At 43.1% G+C, this 23715-nt stretch carries 19 protein-coding genes; 13 read left to right on the top strand and 6 right to left on the bottom strand.

Features of this window, described 5'->3' with window-relative positions; translation table 11 throughout:
• The first annotated feature begins 22 nt into the window (after positions 1–22).
• The 7 genes from infB (at position 23) to MCT08_RS12530 (ending at position 9554) form a co-directional block, all read left to right on the top strand.
• Positions 23–2734 (top strand): translation initiation factor IF-2, encoded by a 2712-nt coding sequence (gene infB / locus MCT08_RS12560; protein ID WP_053311264.1) that lies wholly within the window; start codon positions 23–25, stop codon positions 2732–2734.
• Between the two features lie 105 nt (positions 2735–2839).
• Positions 2840–3256, top strand: a complete 417-nt coding sequence (gene rbfA, locus MCT08_RS12555) for a 30S ribosome-binding factor RbfA (RefSeq protein WP_053311263.1) — start codon at positions 2840–2842, stop codon at positions 3254–3256.
• A complete protein-coding gene (truB, locus tag MCT08_RS12550; protein WP_168523209.1) occupies positions 3257–4207 on the top strand; it encodes a tRNA pseudouridine(55) synthase TruB in 951 nt (316 codons plus the stop codon). It abuts the gene before it with no gap.
• A 109-nt stretch (positions 4208–4316) separates the two neighbouring features.
• Positions 4317–4586 (top strand): 30S ribosomal protein S15, encoded by a 270-nt coding sequence (rpsO, locus tag MCT08_RS12545; RefSeq protein WP_053311261.1) that lies wholly within the window; start codon positions 4317–4319, stop codon positions 4584–4586.
• A 316-nt stretch (positions 4587–4902) separates the two neighbouring features.
• Positions 4903–7038, top strand: coding sequence for a polyribonucleotide nucleotidyltransferase (gene pnp, locus MCT08_RS12540; RefSeq protein WP_274678520.1), 2136 nt, complete (start codon positions 4903–4905; stop codon positions 7036–7038).
• A 155-nt stretch (positions 7039–7193) separates the two neighbouring features.
• Positions 7194–8120: a lipoprotein NlpI gene (gene nlpI / locus MCT08_RS12535; RefSeq protein ID WP_053311397.1), complete on the top strand. Its 927-nt coding sequence runs from the start codon at positions 7194–7196 to the stop codon at positions 8118–8120.
• A gap of 90 nt (positions 8121–8210) precedes the next feature.
• Positions 8211–9554: an MATE family efflux transporter gene (locus tag MCT08_RS12530; RefSeq protein ID WP_274678519.1), complete on the top strand. Its 1344-nt coding sequence runs from the start codon at positions 8211–8213 to the stop codon at positions 9552–9554.
• 87 nt (positions 9555–9641) lie between these two features.
• Here the strand turns inward: MCT08_RS12530 and MCT08_RS12525 are convergent, their stop codons facing one another.
• The 3 genes from MCT08_RS12525 to MCT08_RS12515 form a co-directional block, all read right to left on the bottom strand.
• Positions 9642–10520: a U32 family peptidase gene (locus tag MCT08_RS12525; RefSeq protein WP_420895659.1), complete on the bottom strand. Its 879-nt coding sequence runs from the start codon at positions 10518–10520 to the stop codon at positions 9642–9644.
• Between the two features lie 16 nt (positions 10521–10536).
• Positions 10537–11550, bottom strand: a complete 1014-nt coding sequence (gene ubiU, locus MCT08_RS12520; RefSeq protein WP_168523201.1) for a ubiquinone anaerobic biosynthesis protein UbiU — start codon at positions 11548–11550, stop codon at positions 10537–10539.
• Positions 11551–11648: 98 nt separating this feature from the next.
• The gene (locus MCT08_RS12515; RefSeq protein WP_274678518.1) at positions 11649–13700 is read right to left on the bottom strand and encodes a sensor domain-containing protein; all 2052 of its coding nucleotides are present in this window, start codon (positions 13698–13700) and stop codon (positions 11649–11651) included.
• A gap of 197 nt (positions 13701–13897) precedes the next feature.
• Between MCT08_RS12515 and ubiT the strand changes: the two genes are divergently transcribed.
• The 4 genes from ubiT to rimI all read left to right on the top strand — a co-directional run bounded on the left by ubiT (position 13898) and on the right by rimI (position 15927).
• Entirely contained in the window at positions 13898–14425 is a 528-nt protein-coding gene (ubiT, locus tag MCT08_RS12510) for a ubiquinone anaerobic biosynthesis accessory factor UbiT (protein ID WP_171979544.1), read from the top strand.
• Positions 14409–14912, top strand: coding sequence for a GNAT family N-acetyltransferase (locus tag MCT08_RS12505; protein ID WP_053311254.1), 504 nt, complete (start codon positions 14409–14411; stop codon positions 14910–14912). The genes ubiT and MCT08_RS12505 overlap by 17 nt, the downstream gene beginning before the upstream one ends.
• A 159-nt stretch (positions 14913–15071) precedes the next feature.
• Complete coding sequence (locus tag MCT08_RS12500; RefSeq protein WP_274678517.1) at positions 15072–15473, top strand: DNA polymerase III subunit psi; 402 nt, start codon at positions 15072–15074, stop codon at positions 15471–15473.
• Positions 15474–15480: 7 nt separating this feature from the next.
• Entirely contained in the window at positions 15481–15927 is a 447-nt protein-coding gene (gene rimI / locus MCT08_RS12495) for a ribosomal protein S18-alanine N-acetyltransferase (RefSeq protein WP_274678682.1), read from the top strand.
• Positions 15928–15932: 5 nt separating this feature from the next.
• Here rimI and MCT08_RS12490 read toward each other — a convergent pair whose 3' ends face one another.
• Positions 15933–17984 (bottom strand): putative bifunctional diguanylate cyclase/phosphodiesterase, encoded by a 2052-nt coding sequence (locus MCT08_RS12490; RefSeq protein ID WP_274678516.1) that lies wholly within the window; start codon positions 17982–17984, stop codon positions 15933–15935.
• 243 nt (positions 17985–18227) lie between these two features.
• On the opposite strand from MCT08_RS12490, the gene prfC reads away from it, so the two are divergent.
• On the top strand, positions 18228–19817 hold the full coding sequence (prfC, locus tag MCT08_RS12485) for a peptide chain release factor 3 (protein ID WP_053311250.1): 1590 nt from the start codon (positions 18228–18230) through the stop codon (positions 19815–19817).
• A gap of 117 nt (positions 19818–19934) precedes the next feature.
• Here prfC and srmB read toward each other — a convergent pair whose 3' ends face one another.
• Together srmB and MCT08_RS12475 are read right to left on the bottom strand one after the other, a co-directional pair.
• The gene (srmB, locus tag MCT08_RS12480) at positions 19935–21173 is read right to left on the bottom strand and encodes an ATP-dependent RNA helicase SrmB (RefSeq protein ID WP_053311249.1); all 1239 of its coding nucleotides are present in this window, start codon (positions 21171–21173) and stop codon (positions 19935–19937) included.
• A gap of 92 nt (positions 21174–21265) precedes the next feature.
• On the bottom strand, positions 21266–21985 hold the full coding sequence (locus MCT08_RS12475; protein WP_274678515.1) for a tRNA1(Val) (adenine(37)-N6)-methyltransferase: 720 nt from the start codon (positions 21983–21985) through the stop codon (positions 21266–21268).
• 308 nt (positions 21986–22293) lie between these two features.
• On the opposite strand from MCT08_RS12475, the gene brnQ reads away from it, so the two are divergent.
• Positions 22294–23607: a branched-chain amino acid transport system II carrier protein gene (brnQ, locus tag MCT08_RS12470; protein WP_168523187.1), complete on the top strand. Its 1314-nt coding sequence runs from the start codon at positions 22294–22296 to the stop codon at positions 23605–23607.
• Positions 23608–23715 lie beyond the last annotated feature (108 nt).

The raw sequence follows: 23715 nt of genomic DNA, 5'->3' as shown, positions 1-23715 counted from the left end.
TTCAGCAAGGGGAGAAAGCGGCATGACACAACTAACAGTTAAAGCACTGAGTGAAGAAATTGGTACGCCAGTTGACCGCTTATTAGAACAACTTGCTGATGCAGGCATGAAAAAAACAGATGTAGATAGCGTTTCCGATGACGAGAAACAACAACTGCTATCTCACCTGAGAAAAGAACATGGCGACACTACTGGTGATAACGAACCGACGCGTTTGACTCTGCAACGTAAAACGCGCAGTACTCTTAGCGTGAATGCTGGCGGTGGTAAAAGTAAGAATGTTCAAGTTGAAGTGCGTAAAAAACGTACCTACGTTAAGCGCAGTGCAATTGATGATGAAGCAACACGCGAAGCTGAAGAAGCTGCACAGCGTGAAGCCGAAGAATTAGCGAAACGTGAAGCTGAAGAAGCAGCAAAACGTGAAGCTGAAGAAAAAGCAAAACGCGAAGCGGAAGAAAAAGCAAAGCGTGAAGCAGAAGAGAAAGCGAAACTTGAAGCACAAGCAAGTGACAAGAGCAACGCTGATGAGAAAGCAAAACGTTCTGCAGTGAAACCAGAACTTTCTGCTAAAGATAAAATTAAGCAAGAAGCAGCGCGAAAAGAAGCCGAAGAGCTAAAACGTCGTCAAGAAGCCGAAGCATTACGTAAAGCTGAAGAGGAAAGTCAGCGCCAGCTAGAAATAGCGCGTGAATTGGCTGAGAAGAACAAAGAGCGTTGGTCTGCTGAAGAAGAGAAAAAGGGTAGTATGGAAGAAAATACAGATTACCATGTTACGACTTCAACGTATGCACGTGAAGCCGAAGATGAAGCAGATCGCCGTGAAGAAGGTGCTCGTAAGCCAACCAAAGCGAACAAGCGCAAAATGTCATCTAAAGATGATAAGCAAGAGCGTGATTCTCGCCGCGGTAAAGTTCGTAAAGGTCGCATGTCTAAGCCTGCTTCTATGCAACATGGTTTTGATAAATCAGCGGTAGTTGCTAAGCAAGATGTTGTAATTGGTGAAACAATTGTTGTTTCTGAACTGGCGAGCAAAATGTCAGTTAAAGGCACTGAAGTCATCAAAGTGATGATGAAAATGGGTGCTATGGCGACAATTAACCAAGTGATTGACCAAGAAACAGCAGCGCTTGTTGCTGAAGAAATGGGCCACAAAGTTGTTCTTCGTAAAGAGAATGAACTTGAAGAAGCGGTACTTGCCGATCGCGACAACGATGCAGCGGCAGTAAGTCGTGCACCGGTTGTTACTATTATGGGTCACGTTGACCACGGTAAAACGTCAACACTTGATTACATTCGTAAAGCTCACGTTGCCTCTGGCGAAGCGGGTGGTATTACGCAGCATATCGGTGCTTATCACGTTGAAACACCAAACGGCATGATTACTTTCCTTGATACTCCTGGACACGCAGCGTTTACTGCTATGCGTGCTCGTGGTGCTCAAGCGACAGATATCGTTGTTCTTGTGGTTGCAGCAGACGATGGTGTTATGCCACAAACGGTTGAGGCTATTCAGCACGCTAAAGCGGCGGGTGTTCCTTTAATTGTTGCGGTTAACAAAATCGATAAAGAAGATGCAAACCCTGACAACGTTAAGAATGAATTAGCGCAATATGATGTTATCCCTGAAGAGTGGGGCGGTGAGAACATGTTTGTTCACATCTCTGCGAAACAAGGAACGAACATCGACGGTCTTCTAGAAACCATTCTGCTTCAATCAGAAGTTCTAGAATTGACTGCAGTTAAAGAAGGCATGGCCTCTGGTGTGGTTGTAGAATCTCGCCTAGATAAAGGTCGTGGTCCTGTAGCAACAGTATTGGTTCAATCTGGTACTTTGCGTAAAGGCGATATCCTTCTTTGTGGTCAAGAATATGGCCGTGTCCGTGCGATGCGTGACGAAAATGGTCAAGAAATCGTTGAAGCTGGTCCGTCAATTCCGGTTGAAATCATCGGCCTTTCAGGTGTTCCTGCGTCTGGTGATGAAGCGACTGTTGTACGTGATGAGCGTAAAGCTCGTGAAGTTGCAAACTACCGTCAAGGAAAATTCCGTGACGTGAAACTTGCTCGTCAGCAAAAATCTAAACTAGAGAACATGTTCTCTAACATGACTGCTGGTGAAGTTGCTGAATTGAACGTTGTTCTGAAAGCAGACGTACAAGGTTCCGTTGAAGCGATTGCCGATTCATTACGTAAGCTTTCTACTGATGAAGTGAAAGTTAACATCGTAGGTTCTGGTGTTGGTGGTATTACGGAAACTGATGCAGTACTTGCCGCAGCTTCTAACGCTATCGTACTTGGCTTTAACGTTCGTGCTGATGCTTCGGCTCGTCGTACTATTGAATCTGAAAACTTAGACCTACGTTACTACTCAATCATTTACCAATTGATTGACGAAGTAAAAGCGGCAATGAGCGGCATGCTAGCTCCAGAATTCAAGCAAGAGATCATTGGTCTTGCGCAGGTTCGTGACGTATTTAAGTCACCGAAACTGGGTGCAATCGCAGGTTGTATGGTGACTGAAGGTGTTATCAAACGTAGTAACCCAATTCGCGTACTACGTGATAACGTGGTTATCTACGAAGGTGAGCTAGAATCACTACGTCGCTTTAAAGATGACGTACAAGAAGTTAAGAATGGCTACGAGTGTGGTATCGGCGTTAAGAACTACAATGATGTTCGCGTTGGTGACCAAATCGAAGTCTTCGAAACAGTGGAAATTAAACGTACACTGGATTAATTGACTAACGTTGCTGTATTTAAATAGACAGTAATCGGTTGTTGAATACACCATGGGGGGCTGGGTTGAACCATCCCCCCATTCTTTCTATATGTGAGAAAAGATATGTCAAAAGAATTTAGCCGCACGCAGCGTGTATCGCAACAGCTGCAAAAAGAACTTGCCATGATCCTACAACGTGAAGTTCGTGACTCACGTTTGGGTATGGTTACCATCTCTGAAGTTGAAGTGTCTCGTGACCTTGCTTATGCAAAAGTGTTTGTCACTTTTCTATGTGTGGGTGAGCAAACTCCAGAAAGTTGTTTAGCGGCATTAAAAGAGCATGAAGTTCATATTCGTATGATGCTTGGTAAGCGCATTCGTCTGCGTTTGACGCCTGAAATCCGTTTTACTTATGACAATACTTTGGTTGAAGGTATGCGTATGTCAAACCTTGTAAGTGAAGTGGTCAGTAACGATAAGCGCAAACAAAAAGATGCTGGTCGTGAAGATGAACAAGCTGCAGAAGAAGGAAATGAATAAATGGCACGTCGTCGTAAAGGTCGCCCAATTAACGGGGTAATTTTACTTGATAAGCCAACGGGCATTTCTTCTAACGATGCACTGCAAAAAGTAAAGCGTATCTATTTTGCAGAAAAAGCGGGTCACACTGGAGCTTTAGATCCTCTCGCGACAGGTATGCTGCCTATCTGCTTAGGTGAAGCGACCAAGTTTTCCCAATTTCTGTTAGATTCTGATAAAAAGTATCGAGTGATCGCTAAACTCGGTGAGCGTACCAATACGTCAGACTCTGATGGTGAAGTGGTTGAAACGCGTCCAGTTAATGTCGAATTAGACAATTTACATGCTTGCATTGAGAAGTTTCGTGGCGAAACAGACCAAATTCCTTCAATGTTTTCAGCATTGAAGTACCAAGGTCGCCCACTTTATGAGTATGCTCGCGAAGGTATTGATGTTCCGCGCGAATCTCGCAAAATCACGGTATACGAAATTACACTGATTCGCTTTGAAGGCGATGAAGTGGAAATGGAAGTGCACTGCTCAAAAGGGACTTACATTCGTACGATTGTTGATGATTTGGGTGAAATGCTTGGATGTGGCGCGCATGTCACTATGCTACGTCGTACTGCGGTCGCTAAATACCCGTATGAAAAAATGGTGACACTAGAGCAGCTTAATGAGTTACTTGAGCAAGCGCGCGAGCAAGATATTGCACCAAAAGAGTTACTCGATCCGCTACTGATGGCTATGGATACCGCAGTAGAAGATCTCCCTGAGGTGAATTTGATTCCTGAATTGGCAGATATGGTTCAACATGGGCAGCCTGTTCAAGTATTTGGTGTACCAACCGAAGGTAGCGTTCGCATGACAATGGGAGAAGAAAAACTCTTTATTGGCGTGGGTGAAATCGATAACGATGGTCGCGTGGCACCGAAGCGTTTAGTGGTTTTTAGAGACGAAGAGTCACTATAAATAGCTATTGCTTAACGTGAGTGATTTCCCTATAATCCTCGCTTCGCGTAGCGGCTGAATCAGAGATTGGCTGCTACACCTTTAAACTTACTCTTATTAGGAGAGAATTATGTCTCTGAATGCAGAAACTAAAGCAGCTATCGTAGCAGAATACGCACGTGGCGAAGGCGACACAGGTTCACCAGAAGTACAAGTAGCACTACTAACTGCTTCTATCAACCACCTACAAGGTCACTTCAAAGCTCACAAAGGCGATCACCACAGCCGTCGCGGTCTACTACGCATGGTTTCTAGCCGTCGTAAGCTTCTTGATTACCTAAAAGGTAAAGATCTTGGTCGTTACCAAGACCTAATCAAACGTCTTGAGCTTCGTCGCTAAGATCGGTTTGTTCAGAAAAGGGGCTTTTAGCCCCTTTTTTGTTATCTAAATTTGGTACAACCTTCTCTAAGTAGTTTATACTACCCGCCGTAAAAGTGTGTTTTACACATTAGCAACCATACTTAAAGCATTACAGTCACCGAAGTCGGCCAGCAGGTCGCGGCTATTAAAAGTAGCGTTCAGATACAAGAGTGAGCCAAAGCATCATTCTTGCTTTCAAGAGTTAGAGCCTATTTTTACTAGTCGCGATTCGTAATGTCTTGAGTGTAATTTCATTTAATCTAGAGGTAACTCTAGAGCAAGGATACAAAGATACATGTTTGATAAACCAGTAGTGAAAACATTCCAGTACGGTAACCATACCGTGACTATCGAAACCGGCGTTATCGCGCGTCAAGCTACAGCAGCCGTAATGGTAACTATGGATGATACTGCAGTATTCGTTTCTGTAGTCGGTAAAAAAGAAGCGGTTGAAGGTCAAGACTTCTTCCCTCTTACCGTAAACTACCAAGAGCGTACTTACGCTGCAGGTAAAATTCCAGGTGGCTTCTTCAAGCGTGAAGGTCGCCCATCAGAAGGCGAAACACTAACGGCTCGTTTGATCGACCGTCCAATTCGCCCACTGTTCCCAGACGCATTCAAAAACGAAGTACAAGTTATCGCTACGGTTATGTCAGTAAACCCTGACGTTCAACCGGATATGGTAACAATGATCGGTACTTCTGCAGCACTTGCTATTTCAGGCATCCCGTTCAACGGTCCTATCGGTGCAGCACGTGTTGGCCACATTGATGGTCAACTTGTACTTAACCCAAGTATGACAGAGCTAGCTACTTCTAAGCTTGACCTTGTTGTTGCGGGTACTAATAACGCTGTTCTTATGGTTGAATCTGAAGCTGACAACCTAACTGAAGAAGAGATGCTTGCTGCAGTTGTGTTCGGTCACGATCAACAACAAGTTGTGATCAATGCGATCAACGAATTTGCTGCTGAAGTTGCCACTCCAGCTTGGGATTGGGTTGCTCCTGAAGAGAACACAGCACTTAATAATAAGATCGCTGAACTAGCAGAAGCTAAGCTTGTTGAAGCTTACCAAATTACTGAGAAGATGGCTCGCTACGACCGTATTCATGAAATTGCTGCTGAAGTAAACAATGTGATTCTTGCTGAAGATCCTGAAGCAAATACGAAAGAAATCCACACTATTTTCCACGATCTAGAGAAGACAGTTGTACGTCGCAGCATCATTGCAGGCAACCCACGTATCGACGGCCGTGAGAAAGACATGGTTCGTGCGCTCGACGTACGCACTGGCATTCTTCCTCGTACTCACGGTTCTGCACTATTTACTCGTGGTGAAACTCAGGCAATCGTAACTGCAACTCTTGGTACTCAACGTGATGCTCAAATCATCGATGAGCTAACAGGTGAGCGTAAAGATAATTTCCTACTACACTACAACTTCCCTCCATACTGTGTGGGCGAAACTGGTTTTGTAGGTTCTCCTAAGCGTCGTGAAATTGGTCACGGTAAACTGGCTAAGCGTGGTATTGCAGCGGTAATGCCTTCAGTAGAAGAGTTCCCATACACTGTTCGTGTGGTTTCAGAAATCACTGAATCTAACGGTTCATCTTCAATGGCTTCTGTATGTGGTACTTCTCTTGCTCTTATGGATGCAGGTGTACCAATCAAGTCTTCTGTTGCAGGTATTGCAATGGGTCTTGTTAAAGAAGGTGACGATTTCGTTGTTCTTTCTGACATCCTAGGCGACGAAGATCACCTTGGTGACATGGACTTTAAAGTAGCAGGTACTAACGACGGTATCACTGCACTTCAAATGGACATTAAGATCGAAGGTATTACCAAAGAGATCATGCAAATTGCTCTTAACCAAGCGCAAGGTGCACGTAAACACATTCTTTCTGTGATGGACCAAGCTATCTCTGGCGCTCGTGAAGAGATTTCTGAATTTGCTCCACGTATCTACACCATGAAGATCAGCTCTGAGAAAATCAAAGATGTGATCGGTAAGGGTGGCGCTGTTATCCGTGCTCTAACGGAAGAAACAGGCACAACGATTGAAATCGAAGATGATGGCACAATCAAGATTGCGGCAACCGATGGCGCTCAAGCGAAAGAAGCTATCCGTCGCATCGAAGAGATCACGGCTGAAGTTGAAGTCGGCGCTATCTATACAGGTAAGGTTGCTCGTCTAGCTGATTTCGGTGCATTCGTTAACATTCTTCCTGGTAAAGATGGTTTAGTACACATTTCTCAAATTGCTGATCAACGCATTGAGAAAGTGTCTGACTACTTGAAAGAAGGTCAAGAAGTTCAAGTTAAAGTACTTGAAATTGACCGCCAAGGCCGCGTTCGTCTAAGCATGAAAGAAGCGGTAGAAAAACCTGCTGAAGAAGCGGCTCAAGAAAAATCTGCACCAGAAGCTGAGTAATATAGTTTTAGGCAGAGAAGCTTAGGGCTTTAGTCGCCTTTTCGGCATAAAGCATGATATAAAGGGAGCGTTATTCGCTCCCTTTTTTATGCCTAAATTATCGCAATATAATGGATTTATTCGGTATTGGCTTGGGGTATACAGGAGTCTTATTTGTGAAATGGTTTCAAACACTAGCGCTGAGTATTTTGATATTTACGGTATCAGGCTGTGCTTCAACTCAAGATGAAAATCAGAGACAGTGGCTATATCCACCTATGGCGGTGCCTTTGCAGTCGACTGTGCAACAGGAAGTACAAATTGCACGTCTCACGCAATTGCTACAACGTGCAGACTTAGCTGACGATGTGCGCGCCAAAATGTTTTATGAGCGCGGCAACAGCTATGACAGCGTTGGACTACGTGATTTGGCTCGTGTCGACTTTAATCAGTCACTTGCGATTAACCCAGCTCAACCTGATATTTTTAATTTATTAGGCGTGTATTACACGCAAGTCGGGGAGTTTGATGCCGCTTATGAAGCGTTTGATTCAACACTCGAATTAGACCCTGATAACTTCTATGCCGAACGAAATCGCGCGATCGCCTTATATTATGGAGATCGCATTGATTTAGCGTTGCAAGAGATGACTCATCACTATCAGCAAGATCCAAGTGATCCGTTTCGTGCATTATGGTTGTATATCATTCAAAGCGAAGTTGACTCAGCTACCGCTCGCTCTGACCTGCTTAATCGTTATCAAGAACGTGACGAGCAGTGGGGGTGGGTATTGGTTGCTTTAACTTTAGATGAAATCTCTGAAGAGCAAGCTTTTAAAGCGATTTTAAACGGTTCTCGCGATAACACCTTATTGGCACAGCGTTTAACGGAAACCTATTTCTATCTGGCAAAACGTTACCAACAAGAAGGGGATTATGCTCATGCGATCTCATTGTATAAATTAGCCCTCTCTTTCAATGTGTATGAATATGTTGAGCATCGTTACTCCTTCCTTGAGTTGGGTAAAATATTTCAACAAGTGCGAGCTGAGTACCTGACAAAAGTACAGGCTGAAGCTAAAACGCAGGCGACTTCAGAGTAACTGGAAATATCTCATCTAAGCCGCTGCGTAATGCCGCGGCTTTTTTATTGCTCATCATGCCAAAAAAATAGATAGCTTATGGAGTGTCGTATGAAAAATTCGATTTATCGTCAGTTTTGGCGTTATACCATTCCAACGGTAGCGGCTATGTTGGTGAATGGCTTATATCAAGTGGTCGATGGTATTTTCATTGGTCACTATATAGGGGCCGATGGCTTAGCTGGGATCAACATTGCTTGGCCTGTGATCGGTTCTATTTTAGGAATTGGTATGTTGGTTGGGGTTGGTACTGGGGCGTTAGCGTCGATTAAACAAGGTGAGCAAGACATAACAGCCGCCAAACAGGTACTTTCAACTGGTTTATTATTAATACTGTTACTGACGCCAATTGTTGCCGCTATTCTCTGGTTTTATGCCGATGATTTTCTATTATGGCAAGGTGCACAAGGACGAGTATACGAGCTAGGTTTACAATACTTAGAGGTATTGATTATCGCTTGTGCTTTTACACTCGGTTCTATCGCAATACCGTTTTTACTGCGCAATGATGATAGCCCCAGTTTAGCAACGCTACTGATGGTCTGCGGTGCGATCATTAATATTGTGTTTGATTATATCTTGATCGCTTACTTAGGCTGGGAATTAATGGGCGCCGCGATCGCTACTGCTATTGCGCAGTTCAGTGTCACTTTACTCGGTATTGGCTACTTTTTTTCGTCACGTGCGAAGTTACGACTTTCGCTTGCTGTGATGACTTTTCAATGGTCATTATTACCTAAAATTTTTGCGATCGGCTTATCCAGTTTCTTTATGTACGCTTATGGTTCAATGATGGTCGCGGTACACAACACTCTGTTCACTCATTATGGCAGTGCGACGCTCGTTGGAGCTTATGCTATTTTGGGCTATATCGTGACGGTTTACTACTTAACGGTCGAAGGTATAGCTAATGGAATGCAGCCGCTAGCAAGCTTTAATTATGGCGCCAAGCATTACCACAATATTCGCAAGTTACTTCGATTATCAATGAGTATTGCGCTGCTCGGTGGTATCGGTTTTATAGTGTTACTTAACTTGTTTGCGCATCAAGTGGTCTCGGTGTTTAACTCGACTGACTCACAGCTTATGGTTGATGCGGTTCGCGGGCTGAGATTGCATATGTTTGCGCTGTTTTTGGATGGATTTTTGGTGGTGACGGCGGCGTATTATCAATCAACTAATCATGGTAGTAAGGCTCTCTTTATCACCATAGGTAATATGTTGATTCAACTTCCATTTTTATACTTATTACCGAAATTTTACGGTGTTACTGGTGTGTGGATTGCTTTTCCAATCTCAAACATTGCTTTGAGTTTATTGGTGGGGGCTATGCTGTGGCGAGATTTACGTTTACTGCCAAATGATCAATCGAAGCCGCAGCCAGTATTGGTATAAATTATAGTTGCCAGTTTATTGAAAACCGCCTCCTGAATTGAAGGCGGTTATACTTCAAGTGGTTTGGGTATATATACTTGCAGAGCATCAGCTCTGTTGGATCTCTAAACCAGCGAGTTGATGCCAATAACCGTTACATTGATGATCGACTAGCGGTGAAAAATGCGTGCCCTTCTCATTTGCTTTGAATTGTTCAAGCAGTGACAAGCTCTCTATACCGAGTGGGCTGAGACGAACCACATCAACCAACCCATCCATACTTGCTAAGTCATTAATCAAGTTATAACAATAGCCAGATTGCGTCTGAATACCATTGAGATTAAACACCGCTTGTCCTTCTTGGCTATGTACTTGAATGCCAGTTGGGTATTTGACGCAGCAAGTTTCGCACTCATCTTTTGCTCGGTTTTCCGCGCGAGCGGTAAAGCAACGTGCAGAGTAGGCTAATGGTAGATAGCCATGGCTAAAGACTTCCACTTCAAATTGATTTTTGATACCCAGTTCATCACATTGAATTAATACGTTTTTTAACCAGTCTCGAGATAGCTCAACTGGCATGCACCAACGAGTCATTCCTTGTTTTAGAAATAGCTGTAGCGTGTGCGCATTGTAGGTATTGACCGCAGGACCAACCACAAAAGGGACTCTTTTTTCACTGGCTAATTGAATCGCGGAAACATCATTGGCTTCAATCGCAAAATCACCGTTATCAATGTATTTCTTCATGATGGTGATTTCGCTAGGTGCCTCTAATAGTGCCATGGTGGATAACACCACTTGTTTACCAGTTTGAGAAAGCTCTTTAGCGATATCGAGCCAATGTTGTGTTTTCATCTCTCGCCGTTTTGAGCAGACAGACTCACCCAAATAGATAATATCTGCAGCACTTTGCTGTGCCTGCTGGTAGAAGTGTTCAACCTCTTGTTTTGGCCAGAAATAGAGTAAAGGACCCAGCGCGTATTTCATTGTATTTTCCATTCGATTACTGCCATTGACGGTGGTATGCACCCAGTGTGGTTTGCGTACCTTCGGACACATTGGCCAAGGCGGCATTCCACGCGGCTTCAACTTGGTATGCTTGTGGGTTAGCTTGGTAGCGATCTATTGCTGCACGCCAAGTACGAGTAACTTGCTCGACATAGGCGGGGCTACGTTGGCGTCCTTCAATTTTTACTGAAGTCACATTGGCTGCAAATAGTTCAGGAAGCAGCGATAGTGTATTAAGGCTGGTTGGCTCTTCTAGTGCATGATAGCGTTTGTTTTCGCCATCAATCACAGCTTCAAACCGGCCCTTACACAGAGTTGGGTATCCGGCATTTTCACCTGCAGCATATTTATCAATTAAAATCTCGTTTAAGCGAGATTCAAGACCCGAGTCGGTTTCTTGCCAGCGAACATATTTGGCGGGAGAGCAAGCGCCCACAGTATTGGGTGATTCCCCTGTCATGTAGGAAGAGAGATAACAACGTCCTTCAGACATTATGCACAAGCTACCAAAAGCAAATACTTCAAGCTCGACATCGGAAGTGATATTACGTGAAAGCTGTTTGACTTGGTGGATAGACAACACTCGTGGCAGGACCACGCGTTTAATGTTGAAGTTTTGTTTATAGAAATCGACTGCAGCGACATTGGTCGCTGATGCTTGTACCGAAAGGTGTAGCTCAAGGTCTGGATATTTATTGGCAGCGTAATCGAGTACTGCAATATCTGCGACGATCAAAGCATCAATGCCTAAGCTCGCTGCATTATCGACAGCGTTTGTCCAGCGTTCAAATCCATTAGGATGAGCAAAGGTGTTTAAAGCAACGTGAATTTTTTTCTTGTTGTCGTGAACGTATTGCACGGCTTTCTCTAATTTCTTGCCTGCGAAGTTTAAGCCTGCAAAGTGACGCGCATTAGTGTCATCTCGAAAGCCGATGTACACTGCGTCAGCACCGCAATCAATCGCAGTTTTTAGCGCAGGTAGATTACCTGCAGGACATAAAAGTTCCATTGCTCTGTAAGATATTTTGAGGAAAAGTGGCTGTATTTTATGAAGAATTATTAATGGCAAATTTGATGTAAGGCAGGTTTGCGGTGAATAAGTAAGATTTACTTGGCGAGACTCGTGCGGTGGCGGCGGTTTTGTACAAATAACTCTTCGACTTCTTGCCTTGGTTGAGGGCGATAAAAATGAAATCCTTGAATTGAATTGCAGTTTAAGTTCGAGAGTAAAGTCGCTTGTTGTTGTGTTTCTACACCTTCAGCAACAACCGTGAGGTTTAATGATTTCCCTAAATTAATGATATTTTCAATCACCGTCACTTGTTTGGGTAAGGTATCAATATCGGTGATAAAGGCTCGGTCAATTTTAAGCTCATCAATTGGGAATCTAGCAAGGTAGGAGAGTGACGAGTAACCAGTGCCAAAGTCATCAATCGAAAGCGAGAAACCAAGTTTTTTAATCGCATTTAGCATTTGCAGTGTGTGTTCACTGTCGCTCATGACTGCACTTTCGGTTAATTCGAAGGTAATACAGTTTGGATCCAACTCGGTGGTGCGCAGTAACTTTTCCATGTAATCGATTAGCTTAGGATTACCAAATTGTTCAGGAGAGAGGTTTATCGCCACACGCCCAGGCAAAATACCTTGTAGCTTCCAACGTTTAACGGTAGCAAAAACGTCACGCATCACAACGCGACCTAAGTGCTCAATTAATCCCGCCTTTTCCGCGACTGGAATAAAGGCTCCAGGGCTAATATAGCCTTCAACAGGGTGTTTCCAGCGTACTAATGCCTCAGCACCATTAATGCTAAAGTCGCGTGCATTGACCTTAGGCTGATACCACACTTCAAGCCCGTTTTGCTGCAATGCTTTTTGCAGTTCAATTTCTAACCATAAGCGCATCCGCGCTTCTTTGTTCATTTGATCATTAAATTTAATTAAGCGATTACGGCCACGATCTTTAGCTTCATACATGGCGGTGTCGGCATTCTGGAGTAGCATTCGTGCATCGTTACCATCACCTGGGTAGGTAACGCTACCAATAGAACAAGCGAGGCGCTTGCTGAAATGGTGAAGATCAAAAGGTTGATTAATTAGTGCAATAATACGTTCAGCAAGCATCTCTGCTGCGCGGTTATTTTCAGGCTCTGGCAGAATTAAACCGAATTCATCTCCACCGAGATGGCCAACAACCGCTTGTTGAGACAGCAAGCGTTTAAGGCGCATCGAGACTTCTTTGATCACCTTATCACCGATATGGTGACCTAAAGAGTCATTGATATTTTTGAAGTTATCAATGTCGAGATAAAGCATGACCAGTGATGTTTCATTTTGAATAAATTGCTCTAAACGTTTGGTAAATCCAAAGCGGTTATATAAACCAGTCAGTGAATCAATATGAATATCGGCTTGAGCGGTTGCAGATAGCTGTTTGGGTGAATCTTCAGCATCTTGGATCAACACCAATTGCGAGTTGTTACCTAACACAACGGTTTCACTGGCGTGTAATTGCACTTGTCTTTCAAAACCACACCTAGGGCCAGTTAGACAGACTAGAGGTGCCTTTGCTATCAATGAACTCAGTTGTGAACTGAAAACGGTTTTAGCCTTGTCATCAATAAACAGACTAGATAGGTCTTCACCGAGTAGTTCTGCGGTGCTTTCAAAGCCAAGTAGACGAGCGGAGGCTGGATTTGCTGAGATAATGCAGTCGTTGTCGACCAATAATAGTCCGTCAGGAAGCAAACAGGTAAGTGTTGAAAATTTACTTTCAGATTCTTCTAGAGAGCGAATCAGTATCTGTTTTTCAGATGTGTCAATGGCATGAAAAACAATCTGTTTTACTTCTTTGTCAATCAATATAGGTGAGATAGAAAAATGCAAGCTAGTTTCTAAATCTACTTCGTGGAGAGTTAATTCCGTTTCTAGAGTTTCACCTTGAAATGCACGTTCATAATAGGGTTTGAGATGATGATAGAAATACTCACCGAGAATTTGGCAGTCATTCATCCCAACCAATTCGGTTGAGCTCAGTCCAGCGATGTCGCAATAACGTTCGTTGACCATAACATAATTATGTTGGTCATCTAAGATCGCAAAAAAGAACGAGTTGTTCTCGGTTATCTTTGCAAACCAATGTTGTAAATGTTGCGAAGGCATCAAGGTACTACCAACTCTCCAGAGCACTTATATTCATGAGGATGTTACAACGTAAGTAACACATTAACTATAACTTTGATTGCAGCGATGGAAAAGGTTCACAAACAATGTACGTTTTTTGATGCATAACAGGAATCAGCACTATCACATCCATTATGATTAGCCACTACTACATTACAAGGTAACGGATAAAGCGCGTGATTAACAAGATTCGTACTCAACTAGTTCAAAACGCCGCATCAATTTTGCGATCTCCACTCCACTTATTACCGCAAACTGTACAAAAAAAAGCCTTGCTAGAAGGGCTTAAAACCATATTCCATGAGGCCTTAGAGGATGGTGACTTCGATTTTCTTGAAGGAAAATGGCTAAAAGTTTCCATACGAGATTTGAATCTGAGTTGGTACATCAGTTATGAAATGCAGCGGCTTGTTGTGGCAGACAAAGCACAACAAGAAGACGTTAGCTTTAGCGGGAATTTGAATGATTTAGTTCTAATTGCGGGACGCAAAGAAGATCCTGATACGCTCTTTTTCCAGCGTCGTCTTTCGATTGAAGGTGATACCGAACTTGGTTTGGAAGTGAAAAATCTAATGGATAGCGTTGATTTAGATCTTTTGCCTAAATCGTTACAGATGTTAATAAATCAGCTAGCAGATTTTGTGTATAAAGGCGTACAATCGTCGGCGACACAAAATGAGGTAATCAATGCTTATTCGAACTGAAGCCCCTGCAGACATCTTAGCAATCGACCGTTTATTGAAGTCTGCATTTGAAACCGATGCTGAAGCCAAGCTCGTGATGTCATTAAGAGAAAATAGTCACCTGACGTTAGCGCTTGTTGCGTGTGATGATGAAGGCGAAGTTGTCGGTTACGCAATGTTTAGCCCGGTCTTCCTCAATGGTGAAGACTTAAATTGGCAAGGGCTTGCACCGTTAGCGGTCAAAAAAGAGTGGCGCAGACAAGGCATTGCGGCGCAATTAGTCACTGAAGGGCTGATCTCTTTAGCTGAATTTGGTTATCCTGCTTGTGTGGTGCTTGGCAATCCAGAGTACTACCAACGGTTTGCTTTTGAAGATGCAGCGCAACTGGAGTTTCATTGCGCTTGGGACGTACCCGCTGGCGTTTTCCGTATTGCAGAGTTAGCTGATGGAGAATTGTCTGGACGCTCTGGTTTGATTGAGTACTGCTCAGAGTTCTCTGAACTGTAATTGTCTCACTACATGATTGTGAATTGGGAGCCAATGTGCTCCCAATTTTTATAGCGCTAAGCGTAGTTGATTCTCTTATTAGCCAAGATAAAGCGATTAACGGTTTCTGTATCGGCACTGATTTGCTAGCATTGCGGCGTTCAATAAGGTCATAAACAGATGTCAAATCACGAATATCAATATTTACAAGAAATGGGCATTCAGTATTGGGAGTTAGTGCATCCTGAGCGTTTATTAGGGGTGTCGTTACCTACGATTGATTTGCCAGACTCTTGCCGGTTACTACTGGTTTCACCCAGCTGCCCACAGCAAAGCAGTGCGTTGTTATTCTCTCGTGTGCTAAAAAGTATGGGGATTGAGCTAAATGATGCGCGTCATCTTGAACCTCAGTATATTGATCAATTAAGTGGATCTTTGCCTGAATGGGTTTGGTTTGCGGGCTGTGAGGCATCACACAGCGAAGTGTCGGCCAAGGTTTTAGTTTCTCCAAATCTTAGTGATATTGAGGGTAATAACGAACATCGCCGCGATTTGTGGCAGCAGATTTGTTCTTATGAGTAATACGTTGATGAATATTGATATCGTTCCATTATCTCTGCCTTATCTTGATGCCGTTTGGTGTATTGAACAACAAGCACACAGCCACCCTTGGGCTGAGTCTTTGGTGCGCGATATCAATAACCGTGGTGCTTGTCACTATGTGATGTTGAAAAATGAAGAGGTTGTCGGTTACTTTTACGCCCAGAATATTATTGGTGAAGTGACGTTATTGAACATAGCGGTCGATCCTAAGTGGCAAGGAAAGGGCTATGGTAAAATGCTGACCGAGTTTTTCTTAGCTATGTGTGAGAAAGCAAAAGCTGAAAGCGCATGGCTTGAGGTTCGTGAAAGCAATGTCCGCGCTTATTCTTTGTATGAGTCGTTAGGGTTTAATGAACTGGATCGCCGAGTTAATTACTACCCAACCGATAAAGGTTCAGAGGACGCGATCATCATGAGCTACTATTTTTTGTAAGCACATTAATGGTCGTGGATGTTATCTGGGGTGTTTGTTTCTATATGATAACAAGCAGCCTCAAAACGTTTCACGAGTTCGTTTGCCGGTAGTGGTTTATCGAACAAGTAGCCTTGAAATTGAGTGCATCCAAGTTGCTTGAGCGCATAAAGCTCTTCACAATCTTCGACCCCTTCGGCAATTACCTCTAAATTCAGGCGTCGAGCAATCATCAAAATCGTATCAACAATCGCTTGATCACTTTCATCTAAATGCAGTTGAGTGACAAACGAGCGATCAATTTTTAGCACATCAACAGATAATAACTTTAGGTAGCGCAACGATGAATAACCAGTACCAAAATCATCAATCGAAATACTTAAGTTGCTCTCTTTAAGCTGAACCATTTTTTGGATGGCGCTTTCAACATTTTCAAGTAATAAACCTTCTGTAATTTCTAACTCAATATGTTCACCGGTTATTCCTGCATGTTGTAGAGCTTGATTTATGTGCTCAACGAATGAGTCCTGAGAAAATTGCAGTGGGCTGATGTTTATTGCAAGACGACGAAAATGGGCAGGTAGCACACCTTGTTTTTTCCATGTCGCATATTGGTAACATGCCTGCTCAATGATCCACTGACCAATCGGAATGATTTGTCCTGTTTCTTCTGCGATGGGCATGAACACGCCAGGAGGTAGAACGCCTTTTGTTGGGTGATTCCAGCGAATTAATGCTTCGACTCCAATAATGTTATGTTTTTCATCTACCTGAGGTTGGTAGTAAAGCTCAAGCTGCTGCATGTTTAATGCTTCGTGCAGCCCTTTTTCTATCTCTAAGAACGACTCAACCTGAGCCTGCATTTCCGGCTCATAAAATATGTATTTATTGCGCCCATTCACTTTGGCTCTGTATAACGCGGTATCGGCTTGTCTGAGTACGTCGATATTTGTTTTACCAACCGAAGGAAAAATAGAAATGCCTACGCTGACGGTACAATACAGTTGGTGTTCATCAATGGAATACGGATTTGAAACTAACGCCAACAGTTGCTGCGCCAGTTCTTCGGCCTGGTTTCTGTTTAAATTTGGTATCAATATCGCAAATTCGTCGCCGCCGATCCTTGCGGCTAAATGACTACTTTTAAGCCATGCATCCATCCGCATCGCGATGGCTTTAATCAGTTTATCGCCAATAGTGTGACCTAATGAATCGTTAATGGTTTTGAAACGATCCAGATCGAGATAAAACAAAACCCCAGAAGTTTTCGCTTGAATACTTTCGTCAATGGCTTTGGTCAACATTTGTAATAACAAGCTACGGTTAGCAAGCCCAGTTAAGGTATCGTAATAGGCCAATTGATTGAGTTTGGCATCAGCAATTTCTCTATCTTTCCAGAGTGAATGAAAAGTAGAGGCAAGCTCACTGAGTTCATTATTCTGCTTTTGCAGCGGTGGTACGCTGGCACGTTCATTATCTTGTAGCGAGCGCACCCAAGAGGTGAGTGTCGTTAGAGGTCTTGATAATTTATAGTAAAAGAAAAACAGTAAAATAGAGGTTAGAAGTACGTTTCTAAATAGGTCAAACAGCAATACACGAGTAGTTTTAGCAATAAAACTTTCAGCGATTGAAGAACCGTTAACCGAAAAGCTTAATCTTCCCACCACCACATCAGAGCTCGGCTGATGTAAGTCTGTTTTGAAAACAGGAATCTCTGGCGTCAAGTAATTGGATAGCAGTTGCATGAAGGTGGTCTGAGGGTTTACCTCTCTGGTTTTACTGACAAGCGTGTCACCAAAATCATCAATAATTTCGACATGATAAATAGCGTTATCGACCATTAAGCTTGAAGCGACTTGCTCTGCGAGCATATTGTTTAAATGGTAAGCCGCTTGGCTTGCGTTAGCGTAGTTTTGTAATAACTTAAAGCGGTAATGATCTTTAATTCTGCTCTGTTCTTGGTGTAGATCAACCAAAATATGATACAAACTAAACCCTATCCCAAGGATCACAGAAACTAGGAACACGGTTTTGGCTTGTTTAAACGCCAGTGAATTTCGTTGTTTGGTTATTCGCATAGTACCCGCTTATTCCTTTTACCTTGTTAAGTTATAGTTCATATTTCTTGATAACTTAATTTGAATGAGCAAAGTAGTGAGTTTCTTTTCACCTTTAATTGAGCTTGCAAGCGGTAAGTACTGAGACGGAAGTTGCTCCTAGATCAAATATAGGGGAGAATACCGCGCAAAATTGAATCGAATCGCTGATGAGCAAAAGCACTTCTGCTTCCTTTAATACAGCACATTGAGAAGACCTGTTTCATGTCAAATACTCCTTTTTTAAGTGAAGTTTCTAAACGCAGAACCTTTGCTATTATTTCTCACCCGGATGCGGGTAAAACCACCATTACCGAAAAAGTACTTTTATTCGGAAATGCCATTCAGAAAGCTGGAACAGTAAAAGGCCGTGGCTCTAACCAGCATGCCAAATCAGACTGGATGGAGATGGAAAAAGAACGTGGTATCTCGGTGACAACATCGGTGATGCAGTTTCCTTATCACCAGTGCTTGGTTAACCTACTTGATACTCCGGGGCACGAAGACTTCTCTGAAGATACCTACCGTACGCTCACTGCTGTCGACTCTTGTTTGATGGTGATTGATGCCGCTAAAGGTGTCGAAGATCGTACACGTAAACTGATGGAAGTAACGCGTCTGCGTGATACGCCTATTGTGACCTTCATGAACAAATTGGACCGTGATATTCGCGACCCAATGGAATTGCTTGATGAAGTTGAAAACGAGCTCAATATCGCCTGTGCACCTGTTTCATGGCCTATCGGTTGTGGTAAAGAGTTCAAAGGCGTGTATCACATTCATCGTGATGAAACGATTTTATATGCAACAGGCCAAGGCCATACCATTCAAGAAGAGCGTATTGTTAAAGGGTTAGATAACCCTGAGCTGGATACAGCTGTCGGCGAAGACCTAGCATCACAATTGCGTGATGAGCTGGAACTTGTGCTTGGAGCTTCACACGAATTTGATCGTGAGCTGTTCTTGAAGGGGGAGTTAACGCCAGTTTTCTTTGGTACTGCTTTAGGTAACTTTGGTGTCGATCACGTGCTTGATGGATTGACTGACTGGGCTCCGGCACCCATGCCGCGTCAAGCCAATGAACGTATTGTGGAAGCAACTGAAGAGAAATTTTCTGGTTTCGTATTTAAGATCCAGGCAAACATGGATCCAAAACACCGTGACCGTATTGCTTTTATGCGCATCGTGTCGGGCACTTATAGCCAAGGCATGAAAATGAACCACGTGCGTAGCGGCAAGCAAGTGAGCATTTCTGATGCTGTTACGTTTATGGCGGGTGATCGCTCTCGTGCTGATCATGCGTATGCTGGTGATATTATCGGTTTACACAACCATGGTACGATTCAGATTGGTGATACTTTTACTCAAGGTGAGTCACTGAAGTTCTCTGGTATTCCCAACTTTGCCCCAGAACTTTTCCGTCGTATTCGTCTGCGCGATCCTCTGAAACAAAAGCAATTGCTTAAAGGGTTAGTACAGTTATCTGAAGAGGGGGCTGTACAAGTTTTCCGTCCGCTACAAAACAACGACTTAATTGTTGGTGCGGTTGGTGTGCTGCAGTTTGATGTGGTGGTTTCTCGCTTGAAATCAGAATACAACGTTGAAGCGATTTACGAAGGTGTCAATGTAGCGACAGCACGTTGGATTGAATGCGCAGATGAGAAAAAACTCGAAGAGTTTAAGCGTAAAAATCAAAGTAATATTGCACTCGATGGTGGTGACAACCTTGCGTATGTTGCGCCAACGATGGTCAACTTGAACTTAGCGAAAGAGCGTTTCCCTGAGATAGATTTCCGCGCGACTCGCGAACACTAATTCGTACTTTTCTGGTGGAAGTCATTTTCACCGGAAATTGAATTTAAAAGTGGAAATAGAAAAAATGCCGATGTGAAAACATCGGCATTTTTGATCAGTCAGTTTTACACACGAAGATTATTTCTTCTTTGGTTTTACTTTCTTTTTCTTGGCAATGGTTTTTGTTTTTTTGTCATCGGTCTTTTTCTTTTTCTTCTTAAATACCGATTTTTTGTGCTGAGGGCGCATATCTTTAATAAAGCGCTCTTTGATTTCTTCATCAACATAGCGAGCTACACGATCCATCATTTGTTGATCATGTGCTTCAACTAGAGATATTGCGTTGCCTTTTTTGCCTGCACGAGCTGTGCGGCCAATACGGTGCAGATAAACATCCGCAGAGCGAGGTAAATCGAAGTTGATTACGTGGCTCACGTCAGGAAGGTCGATACCACGAGCCGCAACATCCGTCGCTAGCAACACATTTACGTCACCTTCACGGAAACGAGTAATGGCATTGTTGCGGCGATCTTGTGGCATTTCACCTTGGATCCACGCACATGGAATTTGCGCTTTTTCCAATTCGGTACGTAAGTCGGCAAGGCGCTCACGTGTTTTAAGAAAGACGATAGAGCGCTCCGCTTGCTCGGTAAGGATCTTCTTCAGTAGCTCGACTTTATGTTCCATGGTGTCAGCACGGTGATACCACTGAGTGATTTTCTTGCGCTCACGACGAGAAGGATCGGCATTGATTTCAGCTGGTTCTTTTAATAGATCTGCTGTAAATCCTTCGACGCCGCGACCTTCTAGGGTTGCCGAGAAAAGGTGTGTTTGTTTACGCCAGCGACATTCTGCTGAAAGACGGTCAACGACTGGGCCAAAGCCCATATCCAACATGCGGTCAGCTTCATCCAAAATGAGCCATTCAATAGCGCGGCAATCAAAACGCTCACCTTCGATGTATTCCATCAAACGACCGGGCGTTGCAACCACAATATCTTGAGTGGTTGCAAGAATATCTGCGTGTTCTTGGTATTGAACACCACCGGTAATCGTAAAGATATTCAAGCGAGTATTTTTAGCCAGTGCGCGAGCTTGATCAGCGACTTGCATCGCTAATTCACGAGTTGGTGTCAAAATTAGTACGCGTGCAGGACCTGATTTTTTACGAGGAAAATCTAAAAGATACTGAAGTGCTGGTAAAACGAATGCAGCGGTTTTACCGGTTCCCGTTGGCGCTGAGGCAAGAATATCTCGTCCATCTAGGGCTTGTGGGATCGCTTCTGCTTGAACTTGGGTGGGACGTTCAAAGCCCATATCTTCAATGGCCGCAATAATGCTAGGGTCAAGATCGAGGTCAGCAAAGGTTTTGATCACAGTGAGTACTCCACAAGCCGAGGGGCTTATTTGGCAAAAAAATTAAGGTCGAACATTATAGTGGGATTGGTGATTAGGATCACATGTTATTTCTACATCTTGAGATAAAAATCTTTTGTTAAGGCGATAAACTCTTCGCTGTAACCATCTTGAGAATGAATAACTAGATGTGATTGCACGGTATCCGCCGCTGTGAAATTGAGCTCAATCAGAATGCGGTGTACGGGTTTATTGACTGTTGGTTGCACAGTACACAGTCGGCTGATATGCCATCCCAATGCTTTCGCTAAACTAATAAATAGCTCCCCTTCATATTTGGGTAAGACAAAACAGGCATTTCCGTTGGGATGAAGCAGTTTTTTTGCTTTTAGCAATAAGTCTTGGTGACTAAGGCTTGTAGTGTGCCTTGCGGTAGCGCGCTGTTGATGCTGAGACCGCTCGCCATCATTGAAATAAGGCGGGTTACAGATAATAGCATCAAATTGTTTCACGAATGGCGTATGTAGAATATCGCTATGTATGACTTGAATACGACTTGACCATGGTGAAGCTGCGCTGTTGTGACTGGCTGTTGCAAAAGCAAAGTCATCAATTTCGACAGCAGTAATATACGCATCGGGAAAGCGTTGAGCAGACATTAGCGCAAGCAGGCCCGTTCCTGTCCCAATATCTAAGATGGAATTGGGGGAATGAGTGAAGGCCCATGCACCGAGCAGTACACCATCGGTACTAACTGGCATACCAGAATGACCGCCTTCAACGGAAAACTGTTTAAATTTGAAGTCTTTAGTCTTTAATGTGCTACTTTTCATGATTATTTCAAAACTTGATTCATTTTAAGTGAATACCACCATTGTTACTGGTTTGTTTGGTTTTTTGTTCTAACTGTTGTTGTTTTGTATAATAAGATGATCGGCATATCATTCTATCTATTTTTTAACATTTAGGGTTTTTCACTGCTTTTTTGCTGTATATATAAATTAATATAGCGTTTTTGGCTTTGCCCTTGCGAAATATTAAGTGTTTCGTCATTATTCGCCCCTAATTTTAAAAATTAGATGTGGTTATATACCCATCAATGCATACACAACATTTATCAAATAATAATTAAGGGCTATCTGTGAAGCAGACGTTAAAACTAACAGATATTATCGCGATCGGCTTTATGCTTTTCGCGTTTTTCTTGGGTGCTGGTAACATCATCTTTCCGCCAATTGCAGGCCAACTTGCCGGGGATCACCTCTTTCCAGCAATGACAGGTTTCTTGTTTACAGCGGTTGGTTTACCGTTGATTACCATTATCGCAATTGCGATCGCTGGTGGCACATGGGATCACCTCACTAAAGATCTACCAAAACAAGCGGCAACGCTTATGGCGGTAATGATTTTTATCATTATTGGTCCTGCATTTGCAGCGCCACGAACTGGTCTTGTTGCCTACGAGATGGCGATTAAGCCATTTTTCATTGATGCTCAGCAATCACATTTGACACTTTTTTCCATTCTATTTTTTGCTGTAGCGATGTTTTTTGCCTGGTCTCAAGGCAAGTTAATTGACGTGATTGGTAAGGTGCTAACACCTGCATTATTTATTGCGCTGATCGTTCTTGCTGTGGCCGTTTTTATCGACCCTCAAGGTGAAATGCTGAGCGCACACGGTGAATATTTAACCCAACCATTTACGAAAGGCTTCCTTGAAGGCTACAACACAATGGATACGTTTGGTTCACTAATGTTTGGTATGTTGATGGTTGATGCTCTACGTAGCAAAGGTATCACTGAGCGTTCTGCAACCACTAAATATTTAATCAGTGCAGCATGTATTGCAGCGGCTGGTTTAGCATTTGTTTATGTTTCGCTGTTCTACTTGGGAGCTACGAGCTCAGTGGTTGCAGCTGGCGCTGAAAACGGTGGTGTGGTGCTTAGCCAATACGTTCAGGCATTATTTGGTCCTTATGGTCAAATTGTGCTGTCAGTTATCGTTCTATTGGCTTGTTTAACAACGGCGATTGGTTTAATTTCTGCATGTTCTGATTACTTTAGTTCATTGACTTCTATTACTTATAAAAAGTGGGTATTAATCATTGGTACTATTTGCGCTATTGTCGCTAATGTTGGCTTATCGCAGCTTATTTCGCTATCAGTACCTGCACTGTTTGCACTTTACCCAGTGGCGATTGCTTTAGTAGCCCTTACGTTTGTTCGTAGTAAACTGCCTAATCCTCGAGTGGCATACCGCGTAGTATTATTAATTTCATTGCTATTTGCTTTGATTGATGCCGCCAAGGTTGCTGGAGTTGATGTTTCTGCATTCAACATGCTACCACTGTTTGAAATTGGTATGGGATGGTTGTTACCAACTACTGTTGCAATCGTCTGTATGTTTTTTGTGGCAGGTTCTGTACAAGAAACACTGGTTAAAGAAACCGCTTAGTTCAAAAATAAAGTGAGAGACTGGTCATTTATGAGCAGTCTCTTTTTTTGTCTAAAAATGAAAGTAAATACTCGTTTCCCTTCTATCTCATCAAACTAATTTTTCCTG

This window comes from Vibrio aestuarianus (assembly GCF_028858425.1).
Lineage (GTDB): Bacteria > Pseudomonadota > Gammaproteobacteria > Enterobacterales > Vibrionaceae > Vibrio > Vibrio aestuarianus.
Note: the sequence above shows the minus strand (reverse complement) of the source record. Positions and strands in the feature narration are given on the sequence as shown.